This is a genomic window from Nicoliella sp. ESL1149 (genome assembly GCF_058107265.1).
The window spans coordinates 916,913-942,006 of sequence record NZ_JBYLUE010000002.1 but is presented as its reverse complement, the minus strand read 5'-3'; the positions used below and the strand labels follow the sequence as shown (position 1 = coordinate 942,006).

Genomic DNA, 25,094 nt, shown 5'->3' with positions numbered 1-25,094 from the left:
CTATCTTACTATCGTAAACTGTTTTACACAAAAGCGCAATAAAAATTTTATTTTGTTAGCGAACCTAGTACTTTTTCAAGATGAATTCCATGACTAGCTTTCAACATCACTTCATCATTTTGAGTGATGATTTTCTTTAAATCAGCCGTTAGTTGATCTAATTGATCAGCTTGATAATGATGTAAGTGTTTATCATCATAATCCGGCTTTAATTGTTCGTCTAAAGCCATCATATCAGGACCAACTAAATAAACATCAGAAAATAAATCTCTACTGATCGACTTAGCAATTGAAGCATGCATCTCTTTAGAACGATCACCTAATTCTAGCATATCACCTAATACTAAAATTCGCTTCCCATTTGCTTCTAATGGAGTATCAGAAAAAGCTTTTAAAACTGCTTTTAAAGCAGTTGGATTGGAATTATAAACGTCGCTTAAGATTGATTCGCCTTGATTTCCTGTTAGCCATTCTGTTCGATTAGCAGTTATTTTAAAATGTTTTAACGCCATCTGCATATTTTTAGCAGATACTTCGAACAATCTACCAACTAATAGAGCTGCCATTGCATTTTTAACATTATAATCACCAATCATCGGGATCTTAAAGGTGACATCTGGCCACAAATTAGTCTTAAAACTAGTTTGCTTAGGTGTATCCTTACTACTAATTTCGTAAATTGTACTTGTATCGTCAATTCCAAATGTAAGCTGATCTTGTTTAACATCAGCTGCCCGACTTTGGAGTAAAGGTTCATCACCATTATAAATAAACGTTCCATCTTCAGAAAGACCATGAGTTATTTCTAATTTGGCATCAGCAATCTTATCTCTCGTTCCAAAGAACTCAATATGGGCTTCACCAATCATCGTTATAATCGCTACGTCTGGAGATACTAATTTACTTAAAAAGTCCAATTGTCCTGGTCTATCCATCCCCATTTCAACAACTAACATTTCCGTATTTGTTGCCATTGAGAGCACGGTAATCGGTACCCCAATTTCATTATTAAAATTCGCATTCGTCTTTGTAACGTTATATTGACTAGCCAATACAGCTGCGACCATATCCTTAGTAGTTGTCTTACCATTACTTCCGGTTATTGCAATTACCGTTGGATTAATTTTTCTTAAATAATGAACACTCAATTCCTGAAGAGCAACTAAAGGATCATCAACCAATAAAACTGGAATCCCCTTTGGTGGATTAGGATGATCTTTTTTCCACAAAGTAGCACTAGCCCCGTTATCAATGGCTGATTTAATATAATCATGACCATCATGTTCACCAGATAATGGAACAAACAGTGCCCCTTCTTTTAGTTTCCGAGTATCAAATGCAACACTAGATACCTTTACGTTTGGATAATCAACAACATCATTGTAAGCTGAAACTGCTTTTGCAACTTCAGCAATTGTCATTTTCATAATTTTGACTCCATTCATTTATCTAATATTAATTATAACACAGTCACTTTATCGGCTATCACTGGATTGTTTGGCTTTTACAAAACAAAAAGCGGATGAATATATTCTTCATCTGCTTTTATAAGTCTGTTTCATTTAAAATTCTTTTATCTGTGATATTTAAATTCCACTTAGAATTGGTCGTATTATACGTTAGATTTCCAATTTGCTTAACATCTTGATAAATATTACTTGGATTGTACCAATTCGTTTTTTGATCAACATTATTAACAATCATCAACGGAATTTGATATAAGCGACGTTGTTCGCTTTCACGATCGAAAGCAATCACTAACCCATCTTCACTTAATAAAATTAACTGTTTAATTATCTGTAACGGGACGTCTTTTATCACTAATGGACGACTGAACATCCTAATGCTATTGTGTGTCGATCTTAGATGTCGTTTTAAACTAATACATAAAACATGGTTAAAATCAGAAAACTTTCGATAAAACGTTTTTGTGAACCCTGATTCTAAATCCATATAAATATAGCGATTTTGTAATTTTGAATAAAAAGGTGATGATAACGGTGATGTCATATGACTTAGATATAATAAATCTGCAATTTCACGATCTAACAGTACATTCAAATCATCTTCATCAGTAAAATCGATCAACCGTTTCCCTTTAACCTGTTTATCTAATAAATAATCACGGATTGCATTACTACCAACAATTAAACTGAACTGAGTATGAGTATTATAACCATTAGAATTTTTTCGATCATCGTTTAGAAGGACAACATTATCAGGAAGACTTTTAACTCCATTAACAAAATCAGCTGCTTCGATTCCCTTTGTAACTACCATATTTCGAACTAAATTAGTATTTATATAAATTAAGTTCTCCCTCATAATTCTCACCTACATACCTTTTAAATTTCACAAGATATATTGTACTCCTTTTTCATTTAAAAGGGTTGAAAATTACATTTTTTCAAGGCGATTAATTCGGTCTGGAATAGAAGGATGGGTATCAAATAATGACGTAAATGAAAAATGATTTTCATCATTTTTAGGATAAGGATCACTAATATACAATCCAGCACTTGTAGGACTGGCTTCTTTCATTGGCTCTTCATCTTGTTCTAACTTCTTAAGTGCATCGATTAATCCTAATGGATTTCTAGTTAATTCTACACCTGATGCATCAGCAAGATACTCCCTATTTCTGGACAAAGCCATCTGAGCAATCGTTGCTGCTAAAGGTCCAAGAATAATAACTAAAATTGAAATAATAAGACCTAAAATATTATTCCCATTATCTTCATCTTTATCTCTGCCACTTCCCCAAAATAATGCATTACTCCCAAAATCAACTAAAATTGAAATAACTGCTGAAAGTGCGACTCCAATCGTTGAAACTCGTATGTCGTAATTTCGAATATGAGAAACTTCATGAGCAATTACCCCTTCCAGTTCCTCTCGATCCATTATCGATAATAAACCCGTTGTAACAGCGACAGCTGAATTGGTTGGTTTCATTCCAGTTGCACATGCATTTGGAGCATCATCATTAATGATAAAGACACGGGGCATTGGAATTTTAGCTACTAATGCCATATCAGAAATAATGTGCCATAATTGGGGTGCTTGATCCTCTTGTGTAATCTCATGACCATGATTCATTTGCATAACCACATCGATTGATTGACTAATCATAATCAATGTATAAATGATTCCTAAAACTGCGGCAATTATAATTCCCGCAACAAAATTACCAGCCATAATTCTTCCTACTGCAGCTCCTATGATCAACAGTAAGCAGAAAAAGCTGATCAACACGTACCAAGTACGGCGTTTATTCCGTGCAATTTGTTCAAATAACATTTTTCATCCCTACTTCTTATCAAAGCCCTTAAATTCATCAAAACTAACATTAGGTGTTTGTTTTTCCGTTTCAGGCGTTTGTAAATATTCTCGTTTAGAAAAATGATGAATTCCAGCTACAATGTTAGTTGGGAAAGTTTGAATTTTCATATCGAAACTGGCAACGGACGAATTATACAATTGACGTGAATAAGCAATTTTATTTTCAGTATTAGTTAATTCTTCCATTAATTGTTGAAATTGTGAATTAGCTTTTAAATCTGGATAATTTTCTGAAACGGCAAAAATTGATTTTAGACTTTTGGATAATTGATCAGATAACTCCATCATTTCTTGGCGGTCACCATTGGCATCTAATTTAATCAATTGACTTCGCATTTCAGTAACCTTACCTAAAGTCTCTTGTTCATAATTAGCATAACCCTTAACCGTTGAAATTAGGTTTGGAATCAAGTCATTCCGACGTTTTAATTGGACATCGATTTGACTCCATGCCTCATCAACATATGTCCTAGACTTAACTAACCCATTGTAAATCATGACGTAAATAAAAATTAAAATAGCAATAATAATAATTGCAATCCACATAGCATTGAACTCCTTCGTATTAATTTGTTATATTATATTATCAGATATTAAATGATTAAGCTATCAATTTAAGGAGGTTTTTACAATCATTAATGTTCTCTTTGTTTGCCTTGGTAACGTTTGTCGTTCTCCAATGGCTGAAGCCATGTTCAACCAAATGATAAAAGAAAAACAACTTACTGACCAATTCAAAGTTCGCTCAGCTGCAACTAGTGATGAAGAAGAAGGCAATCAACCCCAGCCAGGAACTCTAAAAGTTTTAGAAAAGCATCACCTTAGTAAAAAGGGACTGATTTCTCATCAAATTAAATCAGCAGATTTTAAATGGGCAAATTACATCATTACGATGGATCATCAAAACGTTAGAGATCTCCAAAGGATTGCCCCACCTGATTGTCGTAATAAGATCCACCTATGTCTTAATATTTTACCTGATCATCAAAACGAACCAATTCCAGATCCTTGGTATACCCATCGATTTGAATATACTTATGATATGCTAGAATTAGCATTACCAAAGTGGCTTGATTATATGTTATCCAAAAAGAAAAAAGCTTAGCTATTAAATAGCTAAGCTTTTGTTTTTGAAATAATTGAATTATTTCTTTAAACCATAACGCTTGTTGAAACGGTCCACAGCACCATCGGCTTGAGTGAACTTTTCACGTCCAGTGTAGAATGGATGTGAATCAGATGAAATTTCAACAATGATTAATGGGTAAGTGTTACCGTCTTCCCACTTGATAGTTTGATCAGAATTTAAAGTAGAACCAGTTAAAAACTTGTAACCAGTACTTGAATCCTTAAATACTACTGGGTGGTAATCTGGATGAATTCCTTTTTTCATTATATATCGCTCCTTTGCCATGACTCTCAATGGTCATAGATTATCGATTAGTCGACAACATTTAATATAATATCATTAATAAACGCTATAATCAAACTATTTTCGGCTTATTTTGGCATTGGATGCAGTAATTCAACATCGGCATTCAAAGCCGTTAATTTATCGATGATGTTATCATAACCACGTAAAATATTATCAGCATTATCAATTTCAGTAACTCCGTTAGCCATCAAACCAGCAATCACTAATGAAGCCCCGGCTCTGATTTCACCAGCACTTACCTTAGCTCCAGTTAACTTAGCACTAGGACTAATAATGATTACTTGACGATCAGCATCATATCGAATATTAGCCCCCATTTTGGTCAATTGTTCGACGTGTTTAATTCGTTCAGGGTAAATTGTATCAACGATTACACTATCTTCATTTGCATTGAACAATAATGGCGTTAACGGTTGTTGTAAATCCGTTGCAAAGCCTGGAAATGGCATTGTTTTAACTTTAACACCCTTCAAATTAGACGATTTAGGAACATAGATACTGTCTTCATTAATATCAAGCTTAACGCCAATTTCTAACAACTTTGCAATGAAGGATTCCAAATGCTCTGGAATAACGTTATTGATCAAGATTCCTTCTCCCATGCTTGCAGCTAGTGATAAATATGTACCTGCTTCAATTCGATCCGGAATAATGGTATGGGTATTATTTGCTACCAATTTATCAACACCGTCTATTCTAATCACATCTGTTCCAGCACCACGAATCTTAGCACCCATATTGTTCAAAAAAGTTGCTAAATCAATTATTTCTGGCTCCTTAGCAGCATTCCGAATTACGGTATGGCCCTTTGCTTTTACAGCGACTAAAATTGTATTTATCGTGGCTCCTACGGAAACCATATCTAAGAAGATGTTTGCTCCGTGAATTCCATCTGGACCAGCTTCAAGTGTGATAACGCCATTTTTTTCAGAAATTTCTGCACCCATCGCTTTAAAAGCTTTCATGTGTTGATCAATTGGTCTTGGACCAATGTTATCTCCACCAGGAAAACTAATTTTAGCACGATGAAATTTCCCTAATAGAGCTCCCATAAAGTAATATGATGCTCTTAAACTCTTAATGGCTTTACTTGGTAAATGACTTTCAATGATATCAGTTGGATCAACATCTAAAATGCCATCGACAAATTCTGATTTTACATTCATTGACTCTAAAATCAGCATCAAATTATGAACATCTAAAATGTTAGGTACCATATCTAAACGAACTGGTGTATCTGCTAAAATAGTTGCTGGAATAATCGCCACCGTACTATTTTTAGACCCGCCAATTGTTACCTTTCCCGAAAGGGGCTTTCCTCCGTGAATAATCATCTTATTCATTATTATTCCTCACTTATTAATGTTATATTTTATTTTTAATTTAATTTATTTTAGTTATTTTTAATTTAAGCACTATCTTTTGATTATATCATTTTTCTTCTTAAATGTAGATTTTTTTTACACAAAAAAAGTGATTAGTTCAAAACTAATCACTTTTCATTTTATTTTGTGTTATGCATTTCCATGTTGTTTATTTGCAGCTGCCACGAAGGCTTTAAATAATCCTTCTGGACGGGTTGGTCGTGAAATAAATTCTGGATGATATTGAGCAGCAACGAAGAATTTCTTCTTAGGTAATTCCACAACTTCAACTAATCGATCATCAGGAGAAGTTCCAGCAATTACCAAGCCCTTGGCTTCTAATTGTTTTCTAAATTTATTGTTAAATTCATAACGATGACGGTGACGTTCAGAAATTTCTTTCTTATCACCATATGCATGGGCCGTTACAGTACCAGGAACTAATTTACATGGGTATGCACCTAAACGCTGTGTTCCTCCCATGTCTTCTAAATCAGATTGATCAGCCATGATATCAATAACATTGTGTTGAGTATCTGGGTCAATTTCAGTCGTGTTAGCATCCTTATATCCTAAGACATCTCGAGCAAATTCAATCGTAGCAACTTGCATCCCAAGACATACTCCCAAGAATGGAATATCGTTTTCACGGACGTATTGAACTGCATAAATCATTCCTTGAACTCCACGTTGACCAAAACCACCGGGAACAATGACTCCGTCAAGACCCTTTAATTTATCAGCAACGTTTTCTTTCGTAATTTGAGCAGCATCGATCATTTTTAAGTTAATCTTTGCATCAACAGCGTATCCACCATGATTCAAGGCTTCAATAACTGAAAGATAAGCATCGTGCAATGAAACATATTTTCCAACTAATCCAATATTAATTTCATTCTTAAGATGAAGAACGTGTTGTTCTAATTTCTTCCAGCCACTCATATCTGGTTCTGGAGCCTTAATTCCAAAGTGATTTAAGATTTGATCATCAATTCCTTGATCATGCAAACTCAATGGAACTGAGAATAGTGTCTTAGAATCAACAGATTGAACGACTGCTTCAGGTTTAACATCACAGAACAATGAAATTTTCTTCTTCATTGAATCAGTAATTGGCTTTTCACAACGAACAACTAACATATTAGGTTGAATCCCTAATCCTCGTAGCTCCTTAACACTATGTTGAGTAGGCTTAGTCTTCATTTCATGAGCAGCATGCAAATAAGGAACTAATGTCGTATGAATGTAAAATACGTTTTCACTACCAAGTTCAGTCTTCATTTCACGGATAGCTTCTAAGAATGGTAATGATTCGATATCACCAACAGTTCCACCAATTTCTGTAATAACAACATCAGAATCAGTAGTCTTTGCAGCACGCATAATCTTATCCTTAATCATATTAGTGATATGTGGAATAACTTGAACCGTTCCACCAAGGTAATCACCACGGCGTTCTTTCTTTAAGACTTCAGAATAAATCTTACCAGTCGTTACATTTGAATATTGATTTAAATTATTATCGATAAATCTTTCATAATGCCCTAAATCCAAATCGGTTTCAGTTCCATCATTAGTAACGAAAACTTCACCGTGTTGGTAAGGACTCATCGTACCTGGATCCACATTAATATATGGATCAAATTTTTGAATTGTAATCTTAAGGCCCCGGTTCTTTAATAACCGACCAATTGATGCAGAAACAATTCCCTTACCTAGTGATGAAACAACTCCACCTGTGATAAATACATATTTAGTCAAAATTAATTTCTCCTTAGTATAAAGATTTAGGGTCACTCATAAAATGAAAAGCTCCCTATTCATACGAACAGGGAGCAGTTTTTTAATTAACTCGATCAAAGTCCCCAGTTAAAACTGAGGCGCCCAAACAACATGATACAAGATTTAACTTGTTCAGTCAAGATAATATTAATCGTTATCTTCTTCGTCATCTGGATCAATCTTATGGATGTGATGAGGAAGGCCATTATCACCACTTAATGGAGAATCACCATCAACGTTATTAAAATCGTCATCGCTATCTTCATCGCTGTCATCATCATCAAAATCATCATCTTGATCTTCAGGATCATCATCGTCATAATCAATCACATCATCATCATCAGAGGCATCAGCTAAGAATGCATTTACTTTCCGACGTTTCTTCTTAGGACGGTCTTCGTCTTCATCTTCTGGACGAACAGTGGCTTCATCGATGGAGTCGTATGGATACCATGTTCTAAGTCCCCATAGGTTATCACCCAATGAAATAAAACTACCATCAACATTTAAATCAGTATAGAACTGAGCTAAACGTTTTCTGATTTCTTCATCAGAATCACCAAGGTACTTTTGAATTTCATTAGTCAAATCGGCAAACGACAAGACATCCCCATGTTGGGCAAGAATGGCATGAGCAACCTCAACCATTGATAATTCGCTTTTGTCTTTACCATCTAAGGCTTTTAAATTCAAAATCGCGCACGTCCTTTCAAAACATTCATATTATTCCATTTTTACATACTATCTTATGATACTCGTTTATGCCGTAAAATGCAATTCCATCCGATATTTTCCGACAACTTCACCATTATTTTCCAATTGATAGTGAATTTCGATTTGCCCGCGAAATGGTTTATCTTGATATTGAATATTCAATATTTGAGTAAATAAATGGATTGGCATCACTCCAAATGGCGTATGATAATTAAATCGGACCCGTTTCCCTTCAATAAAATTCATCTGCATCCGATTTTCACCAGAATGAGTTAACTTAACTTCCCCATTATGATTAATTTTAACGGTAACTGGGACTGGTTGACCATCGTGATTATCATCTTCATCGAAACGTAAGTAAATCGAATCACCCATTCTAACCATTTGTCCTGGCATATCATACTTAAAATCAGCAACATCGTCATTTTGAAGGATATGGGTCTCCAAATGGACACTAATTGGAGTTTTAGCTTCTGCTTCACTCATCTAATCGTTCCCTTCTTATTTCATAATTATTTATATTATAGACGCTATTCATTAATCATAACAGTTTAATCATCTAAACATAGTAACTAAAAAGATTTTTAGTTATAATGGTATATAAGTTATTTTATACAATTATATCAAGTGGGGGAAAAGGAAATGACATATGCGAATCAAATGTTACCACGAGAAAAAGTTTTTCGCGATCCAATCCATAACTACATTTATGTACGACATCAAGTTATCCTGGATCTGATCGATACACCAGAGTTTCAACGTCTACGCCGAGTTCGTCAAATGGGAACCGCCTCATTTTCATTTATTGGCGCTGAACACTCTCGTTTTACCCACTCACTAGGTGTTTACGAAGTTGCTCGTCAAATCTGTGATAACTTTCAAAGAAATTTCCCGACGCAACAGCCAAATGATGGTGGTTGGGACAATCGAGAATTACTAGTTACCCTCTGTGCTGCATTACTGCATGATATTGGACACGGTGCTTATTCCCATACTTTTGAACATTTATTTAAAACCAATCACGAAGCAATCACCCAAGAAATTATTACTTCACCAACTACTAAAATCAATAAAGTGTTACGTCGCGTTTCCCCAGATTTTCCAGAACGGGTCGCTAGCGTAATTAACCATACCTATCCCAATCCCCAGGTAGTTCAATTAATTTCTAGTCAATGTGATGCAGATCGAATGGACTACTTACTTCGTGATTCTTATAATACAGGTACTGATTATGGTAATTTTGATTTATCTCGAATGATTAGAATCATGAGACCTTATAAAAAAGGAATTTGTTTCGATATGTCTGGAAAACATACGATTGAAGATTACTTGATCAGTCGCATGCAAATGTATCTCCAAGTTGACTTTGTTGCCATTTCACGTTCAATGGAAGTTATCTTAGTTAACTTATTAAAACGAGCTAAGGAACTTTATCTTAGTGGTAAACTAGAAGCCAGTTTGGAACCATATTTACTTATTCCATTCTTTAAACATGATTTCACTTTAAATGACTATCTTCAGTTAGACGATGGGGTTTTAAATACCTACTTGATTCACTGGAAACAATCTAAGGATCCTATTTTAAGAAATCTTTCAAAACGGTTCTTAAATCGGCATCCATTTGGCTCTGTTCAATATGATAAAACCAGTTTTAATCGAATCCCTGAGATGAGAAAAATTGTTGCTGAAGGTGGTTTTGATCCAGAATACTACACTGCAATCGATGAAAGTTTTAACTTACCCTATGAAGCCTACCAAACAAAACGGGATATGGACAATAGTTCAATTTATCTATTGAATATTGACGGTTCAATGGTCGAACTATCACAGGCTAGTAACTTAGTTCGTGCTATCAGTGGTAAAACCGTTGGCGCTGACCGTTTCTTCTTCCCTCGTGAATTCATTTTATCTGAAGATGTTCACGATACTAACTGGAAACTTTATCAAAAGTTCAGAACATATATCAATAACGATCATATTATTACCAAGGAGCATTCAAAAAAATAATGAATATTAAACTAATTGCCATCGACATCGATGGAACGTTATTAAATCCTGATGACTTACTAACAGACAATACTAAAGCGGCAATTCAAGAAGCCCGCGACCAGGGAATTAAAGTTGTATTATGTACCGGTCGTCCATTAAGCGGTGCCGCTCCATACTTAAAGGCTCTTAACATTACAGGTAATGATGAATATGCCATTACCTTCAATGGAGCTATGGCCCAAACTGCTGATGGTAAAGTTACCACTCACTTTACGTTAACTCATGATGACTTCATGGATACAGAACTATTAGCACGAAAATTAGGGGTTAATTTCCAATTTGAAAATCCTGATTGTATCTATGCCCTAAATCGTGATATTAGTCCATACACCATCTATGAAAGTAACCTAGTAAATCTGCCAATCAAATATCGAACTCCGGAAGAAATCACAAAAGATATCACGGTCACTAAAACCATGATGATTGCTGATCCGGACAAAATTACTGCTATAAAATCACAAATTCCAAAGGAAATCATTGACCGGATGTATGTTGTTCAAACAACTCCTGTTTTCCTAGAAATGATGAACAAAAGGGCTAGCAAGGGAAACACATTAACTGAACTAGCTAAACAACTTCATTTGGATTTAAAAGAAAACGTAATGGCTATTGGCGATCAGGGAAATGACGTTTCCATGGTTAAAGCTGCTGGGCTTGGAGTTGCCATGGGCAATGCTATTGACGAAGTTAAAGCAGTTGCTGATCAAGTTACAAAACCTAACAGTGAAGACGGAGTTGCATACGCCATTCACAACTGGGCATTAAAATAGTTCAAAATAAAAACCGTGCTGATTTTAATAATCAACACGGTTTTTATTTTGATTTTTTATTGTTTCTTTTCTTCGTAACGAGTTTTAAATAAAGGACTTAATGCATGGTTTTCATGGATTCGTTCGATAGCTTCCGCCATTAATGGGGCAATTGATACTTGTGTAATCTTATCAATTTTCTTTTCTTCTGGTAATTGAATCGTATTTGAAACGACCATTTCTTTAATTGGTGAATTTTGAATCCTTTCAATTGCTGGACCAGATAATACTGGATGAGTCGCACAAGCATAAACTTCTTCTGCTCCCGCATCCATTAAGGCTTGAGCACCTTTAGTAATTGTTCCAGCAGTATCAACAATATCATCGATCATTAAACAACGTTTCCCTTTAACATCTCCAATAATGTTCATAACTTTCGCAACGTTAGCTTTAGGGCGACGTTTATCAATAATTGCAATTGGAGCTTTTAAAAATTCAGCTAATTTACGAGCTCTAACCACTCCACCATGATCAGGTGAAACAACAACCGTATTATCATCAAAACCTTTTCTGATGAAGTAATCTGCTAATAATGGAGCACACATTAAATGATCGACCGGAACATCAAAGAACCCTTGGATTTGAACTGCATGTAGATCAACAGTGATTACCCGATCAGCACCTGCAGTTTGTAACATATTAGCAACTAATTTAGCTGTGATCGGTTCGCGAGGTTGAGCTTTCCGATCTTGTCTAGCATATCCATAATAAGGAATCACGACATTGATATTTTTAGCACTAGCACGCTTTAAAGTATCTATCATAATTAATAATTCCATCAAGTTATCATTAACTGGGTCGGATGTTGATTGGAGAACGTAAACACTATCTCCACGAATACTTTCATCCAAATTAATCTTAATCTCACCATCACTGAAATGACTAATATTAGCCTTACCCATTTCAACACCAAGTCGTTTAGCAATTGCTTCTGCTAAAGGACGGTTGGAACTTAATGCAAATAATTTAAAATTAGGATCCATTTTTTGTTCAGCCATAATTTCCTCCATTTAGAACTTTTTAACTAACATTGCGTGGTAATTAAAAACCTATACATTTATTTTACAATAAATATATAAAAGAATATAGTAGTTATCTTAGATTATTCACCACGATAAGGTAACTTCTTGTAATAGTCTGCCTTATTGGTTTGCCGTTGGCGAGCAATTGCCATTTCGTATTGATGAACATCATCAGTAATGGTTGAACCGGCAGCAATAAACGTATGATCCTCAACATTAACTGGTGCGATCAAGTTCGAGTTACTACCAATAAATGAATCATCGCCAACAGTCGTTTCGTGCTTATGAGCTCCATCATAATTAGCAAAGATAACTCCACAACCAACGTTAATATGTTTTCCTAAATGAGCATTCCCAATGTAGGTTAAATGACCAACTTTAGTTCCCTCTTCAATTTCAGATTTCTTAACTTCAACGAAGTTCCCCAAATGAACCTTCTTACCGATCACAGCATTAGGTCTTAAATGACTGTAAGGGCCAATGTTAGAGCCCTCCATCATTTCAGCTTCTTGTAAGTATGAAGAAATGACATGCACATTATCATGAATTTTAGTATCAATAATTTCTGAGTTAGCCCCAATTCGACAATTAGAACCAATCGTAGTGTTTCCATGGAGTTGAACCCCTGGTTCGATTACAGTATCAGAACCAATTTTAATATCTACATCAATATAAGTTGCATCAGGATTTATAATTGAAACTCCTTCTTGCATATGATGGACATTGATTCGGTGTTGCATGATCTTAGTAGCATTTGCTAATGCAACTCGATCATTAACCCCCATTGATTCATCAAAATCTTTCATTTGATAAGCTGCAATTGGATTCCCAGCTTTCTTCAAGATTTCAATTACATCCGTTAAATAATATTCTCCTTGAGCATTCTTATTGTTCACTTGATGAAGAGCATTAAATAACTTTTTATTATCAAAAACATATACTCCAGTGTTAATCTCATTGATTTTAGCTTCTTCAGGAGTAGTATCTTTTTGTTCAACAATCTTTTCAACGATTCCTAGATCATTTCGAACGATTCGACCATATCCAGTAGGATCAGGTGCTTTTGAAGTTAGAATCGTAACTGCTGATTTCTTTTCTTCATGATATTTAAATAATTTATCAAAAGTTTCAGCCGTGAACAATGGGGTATCACCACTAACGACCATGGTAGTTCCATCCAAATCTTTTAATAATGGTTCGGCTTGGATAACAGCATCCCCAGTTCCTAATTGTTGCTTTTGAACTACATATTTAGTTCGATTTCCAAGTTCTTTTTCAACATCTTCAGCACCATAACCAACAACGGTTACAACATTATCCATATTTGTCTTTTCAACTTGTGTTAAAACATGATCGACCATCGTTCGACCGCAGACCCGATGAAGAACCTTGTATAATTTAGACTTCATTCTAGTTCCCTTACCAGCTGCTAAAATAATCGTATTTCTCGTATTCATTGTTGTTAAATCCCCTTAATATTAATGATTATAGATTGTTTCGAGGTAATTCCCATCGTTAACCTTAATTTGATTGTTGTCCATTTGGACCTTTAATAATGATGTATACGAATTTGGATCTAAGTTTCGATCGATTCCAGCTTGTTCCGCTAAAACGGCAACGCCCGTTAAATTACAATCAAATTCTTGAATCAAGGTCGTCATTCCAGCAATCGTTCCACCACCTTTTAAGTAGTCATCAATTGCTAAAACATTTGATCCCTTACTTAAGCTTCGTTTAGAAAGGACCATTCTTTTAATCTGATTACTGGATGCAGAAATATAATTAACACTGATCGTTGAACCATCAGTAATCTTTGAATTATGCTGAGCAACCACGAACGGAACATTCAATTCTTCTGCAACACTTTGAGCGATTGGAATCCCTTTTGTCGCTACTGTCATCACGGCATCAACTTTTTTATCAACGTATTTCGTTGCAATCATCCGTCCAATTTTTTTCAAGTTTTTGGATGAACTCATAATATCTGCCATATATAAATAACCACCAGCTAAATAACGTTGGTCATCATTTAATTGATCCTCTAGTTCAGCAATAAATGATTGGGCTTCTTCCTCAAGCATTGTCGGTTGAAAAATCGTTCCACCAGCCGCTCCTGGAATGGTTTTAATTAGTCCAATTCCACGTTCTGCAAAGGTCGTCTTGAGAATCACTAAATCTTCACTAATGGAAGATTTAGCAGACTCATAACGCTTCACAAAAAACGGTAATGAGATTAATGTGTGCGGATTATCTAATAAATAGCTCGTCATATCAATAAGACGATTACTTCTTTTTGATTTCAATATCCACTCTTCTCCTTAAAAGTAAATTTATAATTTGATTTTATCATAAATGTTCGTATTCTACAGCAAAATCTAATTTTCTTTACTTTTTATAAAGGTCTCACTAAATAAACTTCCTTACAGAAACCCTGCAGACTATTAAAAATTCGTTTTGCACGACTGTATTTTTTACAGACACCAAATACGGTTGGTCCAGTCCCACTCATTTGGGAAGCTTCCGCCCCAAAAGCTAACATTCGTTTTTTAATTTCTTTAATTTCGGGGTGATAGTGACTAGAAAGACCCTCAAGAGCATTTCCCATATAATTTACCATTCCATCAAAGTCTTGCTGACGGGCTTTGTCCAATAATGCATTAATATTCGGATGTTGAAGCCGATCATAATTAATTTGATTAAGGATTTTGGGGGTAGAAACACTTAAACTAGGTTTAACAATAATAAACCACATTGAAGGAAGTTTGGGAATCGGTGTAACTTTTTCTCCTCTACCACAAACTTGTGATGTTTGACTATAAATACAATATGGAACATCAGAATCAACTTGTAGTGCTATCTCAGCTAATTCTTCTTTTTTCAAATTTAGCCCAAAAATTTGATTCAATGCGCGCATCACCGCTGCGGCATCTGAAGATCCTCCGCCTAGACCTGCTGCAACAGGAATTTGTTTCGTAATATTAATAAAAAAACTCCCTGGCAAATTAAAATGCTCTTTCATTATTAAAGCGGCTTGATAAGCTAAATTCCGATGATCTTCCGGTAAAAAGCCACTATCAGAATGAACTTGAATAGTATCACCAATATCTTCAGTTATCACTTCTACTCGATCTGCTAGATCGATTGAGGTCATAACCATGTTCCATTCTGGTAATCCATCAGAATGAATATAAGGGGTGTCTAATCCCAAATTAACTTTTGCCGCTGCTTTTTCAATTATCCGCATTATTTCACCTCTCCATCTGACGCTTAAATTTAGATGACTTAAATCAGCTTGATATTAATATCATTATACTAAATTTAAAGTTAAAAGTAAGGTCGCGAAATGAATTTAAAGTTTCAAATCAAAAACATGAACAAATATATCAGAAACTTAATAAAACCCTAAGATACTTTCATATCATTAGGGTTTATTAATCATAGCATTCCAATTTTATGGAATTGATTTGTTAAATTAACATAATCTTCAACCGTTAGTTTTTCTGGACGAATTCCCTTATCAATAGACAAGGTGTTCAAAACAGATTCTATTTTAGCCTTTGTTTCTGGTGTTTTGTCAAAATAACCAGTCAAATTGTTCCACATTGTCTTCCGGCGATGTAAAAAGCATCCCTTTACAAATTTCATAAAAACCGTTTCACTAAAAACTTTGTTCTCAAATTGACCACGTGGTTCTAACATCACAATTGCAGAATCAACCTTTGGGGCCGGAATAAATGAACGATGTGAAACACCGAAGGCAATTTTAACTTGATGTAGATACTGAATTACCACTGATAATGAGCTATATGGCTTGGTGGAAGGTTTGGCTGACAATCTATCAGCCACTTCTTTTTGCATCATTACAACAATATTATCAAAATCAACTGGTTCATTTAACAAATTCATAATGATGGGCGTTGTGATGTAATAAGGTAAATTAGCAACCACTTTAACATGTTGATCCGTACCAAATTCATTTTGCATTACTTCGGGTAAATTAGCTTTTAAGATATCTTGGTTAATAATCTTAACGTTATTATAAGGAGCTAATGTATCATCTAAGACCGGTAACAGATTTTGATCAATTTCAAAAGCCACCACTTTTTTAGCTCGCAAAGCTAATTGTTCAGTTAATGCTCCAATTCCGGGACCAATTTCAATAACATTATCTTCATCATTGATTTCAGCTGCATCCACAATTTGCGTTAAAACATTTAAATCAGTTAGAAAATTTTGTCCTAAACTTTTTTTTGCCGATAGATGATAACGATTTAAAATTGCTAAAGTTCTAGTTGGCGAACCAACTGCTGGTAATTCGTTACTCATTATTTAATCCCCCGTCCATTTCTTGAACCGTTCTTTTAACCGTTGATTGATCAATTCCAAACATACTTAAACGGCGCGAAAGCTGTTTTCCGTTAACGTACCCAATGTTTAAAATTGTACATAATTCTCGACGGCGGGCTTTTGATCCTGGTCCGCCCATTAAATTCCAATCCATTAATTTCTTTTCATTAATTTGCGGTGTTGAATCTAATTCTTCAGTATAAACCTGTGATAATGACTCACGAATGGCTTCTGGACTTGCATGTTCAACACCCAAAGAACCATTATGGTGAGGAGCTTGAACTAAGTTTCGATTAATGAAGGCATGCTTAACATTTGGAACGTTTTGCATAATGATTCTTCTAATCCGTTCTCCAGAAAAATCAGGATCAGTAAACACGATTACGCCACGTTGATCTTGTAAGCGTTGAATCAAATCAATCGTTTCTTGATTGATTGCTGAACCTTGAGTCTCTAAAGTATCCGCATCCACAGCAGCTTGAATTCGTTTCGTATCGTCCTTACCTTCTACAACGATTACTTCTTTAATTTTTTTCATTTACTCCTCGATTCTAAACCGCCGCAACGTATTTTGATAAGTTGCCGCAGCAATTTCATCAGGATTAACATCACGTAATCTAGCAATTCCCTCGATTGTATATAAAGTGAAAGCCGGTTCGTTGTCTTCACCCCGAAATGGAATTGGTGATAGATATGGAGCATCCGTTTCAACCAACATCCGGTCAAGCGGCGTTTGTTTTACAGATGCATGCACATCATGAGCACTTTTATAAGTTGCAACCCCGCTATATGAAACATCAATTCCAAGATCTAGAAATTTTTCAAGCCATTCTGGGCCCCCATTAAAGCTATGCATCACACCACCAACATCTTCAATATGATGTTCTTTTAAGATTTGGTAGGTGTCTTCAAACGCATCCCGATTATGAACCTGAATCGGCATGTGTAATTGTTTAGCAATCTCAATTTGTCGTTCAAATGCAATTTTTTGCGCATGGTGTTTAACCTTATTTTGATGATAGTCCAGCCCAATTTCACCAAGGCCGACTGTTTTTTTATCTTTTAATTGCTCAATCAACGTTTTTTCAGTTTCATCATTCAATAAATAAGCATCTTCTGGGTGAAATCCAACAATAGCATACATTTCTGAATATTGGTGAGCTAATTCAACCGCTTTTTGGTTCAAATCAGGATTAGATCCAGCATTATTAACTCTCACAACTCCTAATTTTTTAGCATGTTCTAAATATTCAGGAATTTTGTCAGCAAAAAAAGCATCATTAAAATGAGTATGCGAATCAAAAATCTTCATAAATATCCTCCTTATAATAAAATAGTCATCAATTCAAAAATGAACCAATGACTAATTATTTTACTATTCTAATGTTGCACCATTTTCAAACGTTTCGGGTAAAATCGTTAATTCAACTTTGCCATCATCATGTTGAACAGATAATAGCATTCCTTGACTAACGTGTCCCATCATTTCGCGAGGTTTTAAGTTCCCAACAATTAATACTTTTTTACCAACTAATTTTTTATAGTCAGGGTAAAATTGGGCAATTCCAGAAAGAATTTGACGATACCCGTCATCACCAGCATCCAACTTAAATTGAAGTAACTTATCGGAACCCTCAACTGGATTTACATCAATCACTTGAGCAACTTTTAATTCTACCTTTTCAAATTTATCAAATCGAACTTCTTTTTTATCTGATTTCAAAACCGTAGTAGTTGGATCAAAATTCTTAGCTGCAGCAGCTTGTTGAGCAGCACGGCCCTTCTTTTTATCAGAAACAGTCATTTGATCCTTAATGAACTTAACTTCTTCATCAGCATCTAATCTTGGAAAAATTGGCGTTCCCTTTTTGACTGTATGACTATTTTTAGGTAAATCTTCAATCTTAACATTAGTTAAATCAAGTGGATGTTCGGCAAAACCAAGTTGTTCAAAAATCTTTCTTGGTGCTTCCGGCATTACTGGACTGATCAATAACGCAATAACCCTTAAACTAGCTGCTAAATGAGCCATAACTGCAGCTAACTTCTTCTTTGAGTCATCATCTTCAGCTTTAGCTAATTTCCATGGTTCAGTTTCATCAATGTACTTATTAGTTCGAGCAACTAACTTCCAAACATCACTTAATGCATCAGAGAAATGAACCGTATCCATATCATGCATGTATTCTTTAACTACTTCAGCAGAAGTGGCTTCAAGATCTTTATCAAAAGCTGTAACGTTAGATTCAAACGCTGGAATGACACCATCTTCATATTTATTGATCATCGCAACGGTCCGGTTCAATAAGTTCCCTAAATCATTAGCTAAATCATAGTTGATTCGATCAACAAAGTCTTCTGGCGTAAATGAACCATCATTACCAAAAGGTACAGCTTTCATTAAGTAGTAACGAGTAGCATCTAATCCGTAACGGTCAACTAAAGTCTCAGGATAAATAACATTTCCTTTAGACTTAGACATTTTACCGTTCTTCATTAATAACCAGCCATGACCAATGATATGATGAGGTTCTTCTAATCCAAGAGCATGAAGAATAATTGGCCAATATATAGCATGGAAACGAACGATTTCCTTTCCAACCATATGAACATTAGCAGGCCAATACTTCTTAAATAAGGAATCATCATCACTATCATAACCTAACGCTGTAATATAGTTAGATAGCGCATCGATCCAGACATAAACAACATGTTTAGGATTAGATTTAACAGGAACCCCCCATTTAAAACTAGTTCTAGAAACAGCTAAATCTTCCAAACCAGGTTCAATAAAGTTCTTGATCATTTCATTCATCCGTGAACTTGGTTGAATAAAGTCAGGATGATCCTTGTAGTATTGTAATAACCAATCAGCATATTTACTCATCTTAAAGAAATAAGATTGTTCATGAACCAATTCAACTGAATGGCCACTAGGTGCTTTCCCACCAATTACTTTTCCATTTTCATCCCGATTAACTTCAGCTAATTGAGATTCAGTAAAGTATTCTTCATCAGAAACAGAATACCAACCGGTATATTCACCCAAATAAATATCACCTTGGTCTAGTAGTTGTTGGAAAATCTTTTGAACGGCTTTTTCATGATAATCATCTGTAGTTCGAATAAATTTATTATTCGTAATGTGTAAGGTCTTCCATAATTGTTTAATGTTAGCAGCCATTTTATCAACATATTCTTGTGGATGTTGACCTAACTTTTCAGCTTTTTCTTCAATTTTTTGACCATGTTCATCAGTTCCTGTCAAAAAGAAAACGTCAAAATCTTTGGCCCGCTTATATCGAGCTAAAGCGTCACAAGCTAAAGTAGTGTATGAATTACCAATGTGTAATCTACCTGATGGGTAGTAAATTGGCGTAGTAACGTAAAATGTAGGTTTTTCCATGGAAGATGCTTCCTTTCGTATCATTATTAATTGTTTTCATTATATCACAATTAAAATAAATCAATTTGATGTGGAGCTAAATCATTAAAACTTAAATGAAGATCATCACGTAAACGCAACGCATTTGGAGCTGCATCACGTCCTGAATTATTATTGAAAATAACACAAACTTCTTGGACATGACTTTCAATTCGTTTAACTAATTCAGCTAAATTAGCAATTTCTTTTTCGCTATAACAGTACAAAGTGCGTTTCTTACGCCAATCTTTATCTTGATTGAACCAGCCAGCTTTGTTTCGCCCATGTAAACGAAGCAACGCTAATTTTGAATTTGTGATGGTATTAACGAATGGCACCCCATTATTACGATTATGAGGTTCATCAACCATCGCATGAGTATAGTGTAAATCAGTTAGTAATTGCTTGGTCTCATCCCAATGCTGATACCAACTATTATGGCGAAACTCGATTGTAACTGGAATTTTAGGCCACCATTTTCTAATCCGGGCCAAGTAATCTAAATGTTCGGCATTGAATTGAAAATATGGTGGAAATTGTAATAAAACTGTTTTTAATTGATCAGTTTCAATTAAAGGACTCAGCATTGCCGAATATCTTTGAAATACTTGTTGACGCATTAGTAAGTCTTTAATTGGCCCCTTATAGATGTCATGAAGAGTCATTTGTTGATTAGCTTTTAATACAAATTGAAATTTTTGGGGGACCTGTTTTTGCCAATTAATAATCGTTGAAGTTCGCGGAATCCCATAAAAAGGATTATCAACTTCAACGGTCGGTAAATAAGCTGCATATTCATTCAATTTAACATCGCGGTCTTCATTATTAATAAACGCCGGATGTTCTGTCCAAGTTGTCAAACCAATCGTAATCATATTAGACTCTTAATTCTTGAAAGAATTTCACTGCATCGGTTTGAATCATTTTCATTGGAATGCCCAAATGAAGTTCTTCTTGATTGATTGCAATTACAGGTGCCGATGGATTTCTATATTGAAGCAATCCTGCAAATGGATAAACCCGCATCGAAGTCCCAACAATAACCACCAAATCACTTTTACTCATCAAATCAACACTGGTTTGAACTTTTTGTTCATTTAATCCTTCGTCATATAAAACGATATTGGGACGTAAACGGCCACCACAATCATGATGTACATCTGATTTTAAATATTGGTGCCAATCAACATGATGCCCACATTTTTCACAATATACATCATATAAATTGCCGTGAAATTCAATCAAATGTTCAGCATTGACCACATTATATAAATTATCAACATTTTGAGTAATGATACTAGCGCGATTTTGACGGGTCAATTCAGTTTGTTTCTCGTGAATTGCATTAGGCTTTGCATCCGGATAAAACATATTTTGTTTTACAAACTGATACAACTTTTCCGGTTCTTGAGTCAAACAAGCATGACTTAAATAGTATTCTGCCGGTTTTCCACCATTATCTTGGGCGTATAAACCACCCTTCGAACGATAATCAGGAATCCCAGATGGGGTAGACACTCCCGCTCCAGTTAAAAAAACAATGTGTTTAGCGTTATCAAATTCTTTTTGAACATCTTCATCCATCAGACTCAACTCCTAACGTAAGGCAAATGGCATCTTAAGCCGTTTCATTAAATCCTTAACTGTTCCATCATAAATATCCTTAAAATAAGCAGGACTGTCATCCTTACCAGTTGGAGCAGGAATAATGAATGAATTTTGATGATCAGCTCGATTAAAGCCAACGTATGCTCGACGTTGTGTCTTTTTGTCTTTCATATCAGAATGGAAAATTTCAAAAACTTGTCTTACTTGAAGCCCTAGTTGCCGTTCAGAAAAGACACTCGTTAAAGTTGTAAAATCATTATTATTCAATGGTGGTAGTTTCCAGTCTTCTAATTGTTTATCAAAGGAACGGAATAACTTAATTACATTCCGACGCAAATCAAATGGAGAATCAGTTGGCTTTTCGGTAATAATCTTAAAAATCTTATCTGCCGCTTTCATTGAAACAGGATAATCTTTTTCTAATTCTGAACGAACTTGATCAAAATGATCCCCATAAAAGATTTCGGCGTCGATCAAAGTCATCAAACGTAATGACATTTCATCATCTAGGTCTTTTGGTTCAGGTTTGATCGTATGTTTGATTCCATTCATATACATTTTTTCAATGTCTGGAGTAATTAAATCATGTTTTCTTTGTTCAGCAACTACCACAAAATGACAAACAATATCAAATAATTCCGTTCCCATAATCTGTAATTGTTCATCTAACTTAGGTTCTCCAGTTGTCAAAGAGAAATAAACTTGAGGAAAACCGCGTAAAGTCATTAACAAATGTAGTAGTTCATGCGATGCAGTGTAATTAGGGGCACTTAAATCAGCTACTTGAACATATAAGTTCTTTCCATCTTGAATGATCGTTGATTGATCATGGCGGACGAATCCGGCTTGAAGTTGGCCCATAAATTGGACTTCTACTTTACCAGGGAAAAAGCGATTGACAACGTTAAGCAAACTTTGTGTTTGTGAATTTAATTTTACTTCCATTTTTATCACCTATGCTTTCTTACGAATTTTTTCTAAAATCATTTTAACATCTTTACTGTGCGGATTTTTAATCTGCCGAAGTTCTCTTAAAACAGCAGGTAATTCTTGATTAGTCGTTCCATTCGAACGAGCTAATGATTTTAATTGTAGTTGCATATGTCCTCTTTGAATTCCTTCGGTCACTAAAGCTCTTAATGCTGCCAAGTTCTGTGCTAAGCCAACTGAAGCAATCAATTCCATCAATTCTCTTGCAGAATGGACATCAGCGATCTGTTTATTAATCTCAACTAATGGTAATAGTTTAGTAGCTCCACCAACGAAACCTACTGGTAACGGCAAAGTAATTTCTCCTACCAATTGGTCATCAATTAACCGCCATTGACTTAACCCCCGGTATTGTCCATCATGAGCAGCATAAGCGTGAATGCCACTTTCAATTGCACGCCAATCATTCCCCATCGCAATCACGACCGCATCAATTCCGTTCATGATTCCCTTATTATGGGTGGTTGCTCGATATGGATCGATCTGGGCAATTTTACTAGCTAAAGCAATCCGTTGTGCTACCATTTTACCATTCATTTGCGGTGTCGTTAATTCAGACACCCTGATTTTAGTCGTTGCCTTCACTAAACTTTCAATCGCATAATTCGATAAAATTTGCATTAAAGTTGTTCCATCAAAATATGAATCAATTTCCTGTCCGATTGCTTCTAACATTGTATTCATGACATTGGCCCCCATTGCTTCACCAACATCAACGAAAATATCAATTGAATAATTTTGTGAATCTAACTTACGAATAACAATTTTTTGAGCTCCACCACCGTATTTTAAAATACTAGGATGAGATTGATTAGCAATTTTTAACAAATTGATTTGATGGTTTTGAATCCATTCAATTTCTTCTTCTTTAGGTGAATTAATAATGATTTGTCCCGTTAATTGACGATTCAAAACGGTTGCAGTGATTCCATTCGACTGCATCTTCTTAGCACCGTTACTTGCCGCTGCAATTACTGATGGTTCCTCAGTTACCATTGGAACCATTTTTGCTTTGCCATTAATTTTAAAATTAACTGCAATTCCTTCAGGAAGTTGATAATCAGTTAAATAGTTTTCAATTAAATTTTGATTATCTAAATTTTTCATTCGATCAATTATCGATAATTGTTGATTGGATAATTGAGCATTTTTTTGAATTACTGTTAATCGTTCCTGATAAGATAAACGATAAAAACCCTTTAATGAGTGTTCCATAATACCTCCTGCGTAAAGAAAACGGAATTGAACCATTAGATTCAATCCCGTTTTTTCGGATTTTGATGTAGGTGTTCTTTAATATATTCGTTAATTAAACCCTCTCGGACACCACTATCAAAGAAAATCACCTTTCGTGAATTAACATGGTTCATTATTTCGATAATTGGTAATAATCCGCCGGTAATAATATCAGCACGATCAACTTCTAACCCTTGAATTTTACGACGTTGGTTTAAATCAAGTCGAATTAAGCGTTCAAAAGTATTAGTTACTTGGAAACGATTTAAATAATAATGGTCTAACGAAGAACGATTTTTTGAGCGATTATAAGAGTGTTGATTCATCCGTGCCAATGCTCGTGTTGCTCCACCTAATAAAATTAATGGGCAATGATGGATATAACTCAACCAGTGCACACGTAATAACAAATGCTTGATATATTCACTAGCACGGAAATAATTATAAGCGGTAATTTCATCATTTAAATGAAATCGTTCGGAAATATTAACTGCACCAATTGGAAGACTCACAAGGCTCTTTTTCCAATGGTTTTTAACAGAAATTAATTCCAAACTTGCCCCACCAACATCAACAATCAGATAATGTTTAAGATTGACCTGATTAACGACCCCTAAGTAATCATAGTAAGCTTCCTGATTTCCAGTCAAAACTTCTATTTTCAAATGAAGGGTTTTTTCAACTCGATCGATGAACTCTTTTTGATTCGTTGCCTGACGGACTGCAGCAGTCGCAATTGTCCTAATATCAACATTAGGATATTGTTGATATATTTTTTGAAATGAACGGAGCGCTTCAATTGTTCTAGAAATTGCCACTTCGGTTAAGCACTTTTCTTTCCCCATTCCTTCAGAAAGACGACTATCGTTTTTCATACGCTTAATTTCCTGATATGTTCCATTACTATAAATCTGGTTAATCGCCATCCGAACGGAATTAGATCCAATATCTAAGATCACTAAGTTTTCCATT

The 25,094-nt window shown here is 35.0% G+C and carries 25 protein-coding genes; 3 read left to right on the top strand and 22 right to left on the bottom strand.

Annotated elements, in window-relative coordinates; all coding sequences use genetic code 11:
- Positions 1-47: 47 nt before the first annotated feature.
- The 4 genes from AC3B6G_RS04520 to AC3B6G_RS04505 form a co-directional block, all read right to left on the bottom strand.
- A complete protein-coding gene (locus tag AC3B6G_RS04520; RefSeq protein WP_489849225.1) occupies positions 48-1,427 on the bottom strand; it encodes a UDP-N-acetylmuramoyl-tripeptide--D-alanyl-D-alanine ligase in 1,380 nt (459 codons plus the stop codon).
- A gap of 118 nt (positions 1,428-1,545) precedes the next feature.
- Positions 1,546-2,325: a hypothetical protein gene (locus AC3B6G_RS04515; protein WP_489849224.1), complete on the bottom strand. Its 780-nt coding sequence runs from the start codon at positions 2,323-2,325 to the stop codon at positions 1,546-1,548.
- A 72-nt stretch (positions 2,326-2,397) separates the two neighbouring features.
- Complete coding sequence (gene htpX, locus AC3B6G_RS04510; RefSeq protein ID WP_489849223.1) at positions 2,398-3,300, bottom strand: zinc metalloprotease HtpX; 903 nt, start codon at positions 3,298-3,300, stop codon at positions 2,398-2,400.
- A gap of 9 nt (positions 3,301-3,309) precedes the next feature.
- The gene (locus AC3B6G_RS04505) at positions 3,310-3,888 is read right to left on the bottom strand and encodes a LemA family protein (RefSeq protein WP_489849222.1); all 579 of its coding nucleotides are present in this window, start codon (positions 3,886-3,888) and stop codon (positions 3,310-3,312) included.
- Positions 3,889-3,976: 88 nt separating this feature from the next.
- Between AC3B6G_RS04505 and AC3B6G_RS04500 the strand changes: the two genes are divergently transcribed.
- Positions 3,977-4,447: a low molecular weight protein-tyrosine-phosphatase gene (locus tag AC3B6G_RS04500; RefSeq protein WP_489849568.1), complete on the top strand. Its 471-nt coding sequence runs from the start codon at positions 3,977-3,979 to the stop codon at positions 4,445-4,447.
- A gap of 39 nt (positions 4,448-4,486) precedes the next feature.
- Here the strand turns inward: AC3B6G_RS04500 and AC3B6G_RS04495 are convergent, their stop codons facing one another.
- The 5 genes from AC3B6G_RS04495 to AC3B6G_RS04475 form a co-directional block, all read right to left on the bottom strand.
- On the bottom strand, positions 4,487-4,735 hold the full coding sequence (locus AC3B6G_RS04495) for a type B 50S ribosomal protein L31 (RefSeq protein ID WP_489849221.1): 249 nt from the start codon (positions 4,733-4,735) through the stop codon (positions 4,487-4,489).
- 107 nt (positions 4,736-4,842) lie between these two features.
- On the bottom strand, positions 4,843-6,120 hold the full coding sequence (gene murA, locus AC3B6G_RS04490; protein ID WP_489849220.1) for a UDP-N-acetylglucosamine 1-carboxyvinyltransferase: 1,278 nt from the start codon (positions 6,118-6,120) through the stop codon (positions 4,843-4,845).
- 171 nt (positions 6,121-6,291) lie between these two features.
- A complete protein-coding gene (gene pyrG / locus AC3B6G_RS04485; protein WP_489849219.1) occupies positions 6,292-7,902 on the bottom strand; it encodes a CTP synthase in 1,611 nt (536 codons plus the stop codon).
- Between the two features lie 168 nt (positions 7,903-8,070).
- A complete protein-coding gene (gene rpoE, locus AC3B6G_RS04480; protein WP_489849218.1) occupies positions 8,071-8,616 on the bottom strand; it encodes a DNA-directed RNA polymerase subunit delta in 546 nt (181 codons plus the stop codon).
- Between the two features lie 66 nt (positions 8,617-8,682).
- Positions 8,683-9,123 carry a YwiB family protein gene (locus tag AC3B6G_RS04475; protein WP_489849217.1) on the bottom strand — a complete coding sequence of 147 codons (441 nt, stop codon included), beginning with the start codon at positions 9,121-9,123 and terminating at the stop codon, positions 8,683-8,685.
- Between the two features lie 156 nt (positions 9,124-9,279).
- Between AC3B6G_RS04475 and AC3B6G_RS04470 the strand changes: the two genes are divergently transcribed.
- Together AC3B6G_RS04470 and yidA are read left to right on the top strand one after the other, a co-directional pair.
- The gene (locus AC3B6G_RS04470; RefSeq protein WP_489849216.1) at positions 9,280-10,644 is read left to right on the top strand and encodes an HD domain-containing protein; all 1,365 of its coding nucleotides are present in this window, start codon (positions 9,280-9,282) and stop codon (positions 10,642-10,644) included.
- Entirely contained in the window at positions 10,644-11,456 is an 813-nt protein-coding gene (gene yidA / locus AC3B6G_RS04465; protein ID WP_489849215.1) for a sugar-phosphatase, read from the top strand. The genes AC3B6G_RS04470 and yidA overlap by 1 nt, the downstream gene beginning before the upstream one ends.
- 56 nt (positions 11,457-11,512) lie before the next feature.
- On the opposite strand, the gene AC3B6G_RS04460 is transcribed toward yidA, so the two are convergent.
- The 13 genes from AC3B6G_RS04460 to AC3B6G_RS04400 form a co-directional block, all read right to left on the bottom strand.
- Positions 11,513-12,493: a ribose-phosphate diphosphokinase gene (locus tag AC3B6G_RS04460; protein ID WP_489849214.1), complete on the bottom strand. Its 981-nt coding sequence runs from the start codon at positions 12,491-12,493 to the stop codon at positions 11,513-11,515.
- Between the two features lie 104 nt (positions 12,494-12,597).
- Positions 12,598-13,974: a bifunctional UDP-N-acetylglucosamine diphosphorylase/glucosamine-1-phosphate N-acetyltransferase GlmU gene (glmU, locus tag AC3B6G_RS04455; RefSeq protein ID WP_489849213.1), complete on the bottom strand. Its 1,377-nt coding sequence runs from the start codon at positions 13,972-13,974 to the stop codon at positions 12,598-12,600.
- A 21-nt stretch (positions 13,975-13,995) separates the two neighbouring features.
- Positions 13,996-14,820, bottom strand: a complete 825-nt coding sequence (gene purR, locus AC3B6G_RS04450) for a pur operon repressor (protein ID WP_489849212.1) — start codon at positions 14,818-14,820, stop codon at positions 13,996-13,998.
- 89 nt (positions 14,821-14,909) lie between these two features.
- Positions 14,910-15,761: a 4-(cytidine 5'-diphospho)-2-C-methyl-D-erythritol kinase gene (gene ispE / locus AC3B6G_RS04445; protein WP_489849211.1), complete on the bottom strand. Its 852-nt coding sequence runs from the start codon at positions 15,759-15,761 to the stop codon at positions 14,910-14,912.
- A 191-nt stretch (positions 15,762-15,952) separates the two neighbouring features.
- Complete coding sequence (gene rsmA, locus AC3B6G_RS04440; protein ID WP_489849210.1) at positions 15,953-16,843, bottom strand: 16S rRNA (adenine(1518)-N(6)/adenine(1519)-N(6))-dimethyltransferase RsmA; 891 nt, start codon at positions 16,841-16,843, stop codon at positions 15,953-15,955.
- Positions 16,836-17,402, bottom strand: coding sequence for a ribonuclease M5 (rnmV, locus tag AC3B6G_RS04435; protein ID WP_489849209.1), 567 nt, complete (start codon positions 17,400-17,402; stop codon positions 16,836-16,838). Before rnmV ends, rsmA begins: the two co-directional genes overlap by 8 nt.
- A complete protein-coding gene (locus AC3B6G_RS04430) occupies positions 17,403-18,176 on the bottom strand; it encodes a TatD family hydrolase (RefSeq protein WP_489849208.1) in 774 nt (257 codons plus the stop codon).
- A gap of 63 nt (positions 18,177-18,239) precedes the next feature.
- The gene (gene metG / locus AC3B6G_RS04425; RefSeq protein ID WP_489849207.1) at positions 18,240-20,270 is read right to left on the bottom strand and encodes a methionine--tRNA ligase; all 2,031 of its coding nucleotides are present in this window, start codon (positions 20,268-20,270) and stop codon (positions 18,240-18,242) included.
- 50 nt (positions 20,271-20,320) lie between these two features.
- Positions 20,321-21,163 carry a DUF72 domain-containing protein gene (locus tag AC3B6G_RS04420; protein ID WP_489849206.1) on the bottom strand — a complete coding sequence of 281 codons (843 nt, stop codon included), beginning with the start codon at positions 21,161-21,163 and terminating at the stop codon, positions 20,321-20,323.
- Between the two features lies 1 nt (position 21,164).
- Positions 21,165-21,872, bottom strand: coding sequence for an NAD-dependent protein deacylase (locus tag AC3B6G_RS04415; RefSeq protein ID WP_489849205.1), 708 nt, complete (start codon positions 21,870-21,872; stop codon positions 21,165-21,167).
- 12 nt (positions 21,873-21,884) lie between these two features.
- Complete coding sequence (locus tag AC3B6G_RS04410) at positions 21,885-22,841, bottom strand: IpaB/EvcA family protein (protein WP_489849204.1); 957 nt, start codon at positions 22,839-22,841, stop codon at positions 21,885-21,887.
- A 9-nt stretch (positions 22,842-22,850) separates the two neighbouring features.
- On the bottom strand, positions 22,851-24,101 hold the full coding sequence (locus tag AC3B6G_RS04405; RefSeq protein ID WP_489849203.1) for a hydroxymethylglutaryl-CoA reductase, degradative: 1,251 nt from the start codon (positions 24,099-24,101) through the stop codon (positions 22,851-22,853).
- A 41-nt stretch (positions 24,102-24,142) separates the two neighbouring features.
- Complete coding sequence (locus AC3B6G_RS04400) at positions 24,143-25,093, bottom strand: Ppx/GppA phosphatase family protein (RefSeq protein ID WP_489849202.1); 951 nt, start codon at positions 25,091-25,093, stop codon at positions 24,143-24,145.
- Position 25,094: the final 1 nt, after the last annotated feature.

Excerpts from the sequence above, each read along its gene's own strand:
- AC3B6G_RS04520 (WP_489849225.1), bottom strand. The coding sequence starts at position 1,427 with ATGAAAATGACAATTGCTGAAGTTGCAAAAGCAGTTTCAGCTTACAAT.
- AC3B6G_RS04515 (WP_489849224.1), bottom strand. The coding sequence starts at position 2,325 with ATGAGGGAGAACTTAATTTATATAAATACTAATTTAGTTCGAAATATG.
- htpX (WP_489849223.1), bottom strand. The coding sequence starts at position 3,300 with ATGTTATTTGAACAAATTGCACGGAATAAACGCCGTACTTGGTACGTG.
- AC3B6G_RS04505 (WP_489849222.1), bottom strand. The coding sequence starts at position 3,888 with ATGTGGATTGCAATTATTATTATTGCTATTTTAATTTTTATTTACGTC.
- AC3B6G_RS04495 (WP_489849221.1), bottom strand. The coding sequence starts at position 4,735 with ATGAAAAAAGGAATTCATCCAGATTACCACCCAGTAGTATTTAAGGAT.
- murA (WP_489849220.1), bottom strand. The coding sequence starts at position 6,120 with ATGAATAAGATGATTATTCACGGAGGAAAGCCCCTTTCGGGAAAGGTA.
- AC3B6G_RS04475 (WP_489849217.1), bottom strand. The coding sequence starts at position 9,123 with ATGAGTGAAGCAGAAGCTAAAACTCCAATTAGTGTCCATTTGGAGACC.
- AC3B6G_RS04470 (WP_489849216.1), top strand. The coding sequence starts at position 9,280 with ATGACATATGCGAATCAAATGTTACCACGAGAAAAAGTTTTTCGCGAT.
- yidA (WP_489849215.1), top strand. The coding sequence starts at position 10,644 with ATGAATATTAAACTAATTGCCATCGACATCGATGGAACGTTATTAAAT.
- AC3B6G_RS04460 (WP_489849214.1), bottom strand. The coding sequence starts at position 12,493 with ATGGCTGAACAAAAAATGGATCCTAATTTTAAATTATTTGCATTAAGT.
- glmU (WP_489849213.1), bottom strand. The coding sequence starts at position 13,974 with ATGAATACGAGAAATACGATTATTTTAGCAGCTGGTAAGGGAACTAGA.
- ispE (WP_489849211.1), bottom strand. The coding sequence starts at position 15,761 with ATGCGGATAATTGAAAAAGCAGCGGCAAAAGTTAATTTGGGATTAGAC.
- rsmA (WP_489849210.1), bottom strand. The coding sequence starts at position 16,843 with ATGAGTAACGAATTACCAGCAGTTGGTTCGCCAACTAGAACTTTAGCA.
- rnmV (WP_489849209.1), bottom strand. The coding sequence starts at position 17,402 with ATGAAAAAAATTAAAGAAGTAATCGTTGTAGAAGGTAAGGACGATACG.
- AC3B6G_RS04430 (WP_489849208.1), bottom strand. The coding sequence starts at position 18,176 with ATGAAGATTTTTGATTCGCATACTCATTTTAATGATGCTTTTTTTGCT.
- metG (WP_489849207.1), bottom strand. The coding sequence starts at position 20,270 with ATGGAAAAACCTACATTTTACGTTACTACGCCAATTTACTACCCATCA.
- AC3B6G_RS04420 (WP_489849206.1), bottom strand. The coding sequence starts at position 21,163 with ATGATTACGATTGGTTTGACAACTTGGACAGAACATCCGGCGTTTATT.
- AC3B6G_RS04415 (WP_489849205.1), bottom strand. The coding sequence starts at position 21,872 with ATGGATGAAGATGTTCAAAAAGAATTTGATAACGCTAAACACATTGTT.
- AC3B6G_RS04410 (WP_489849204.1), bottom strand. The coding sequence starts at position 22,841 with ATGGAAGTAAAATTAAATTCACAAACACAAAGTTTGCTTAACGTTGTC.
- AC3B6G_RS04405 (WP_489849203.1), bottom strand. The coding sequence starts at position 24,101 with ATGGAACACTCATTAAAGGGTTTTTATCGTTTATCTTATCAGGAACGA.
- AC3B6G_RS04400 (WP_489849202.1), bottom strand. The coding sequence starts at position 25,093 with ATGGAAAACTTAGTGATCTTAGATATTGGATCTAATTCCGTTCGGATG.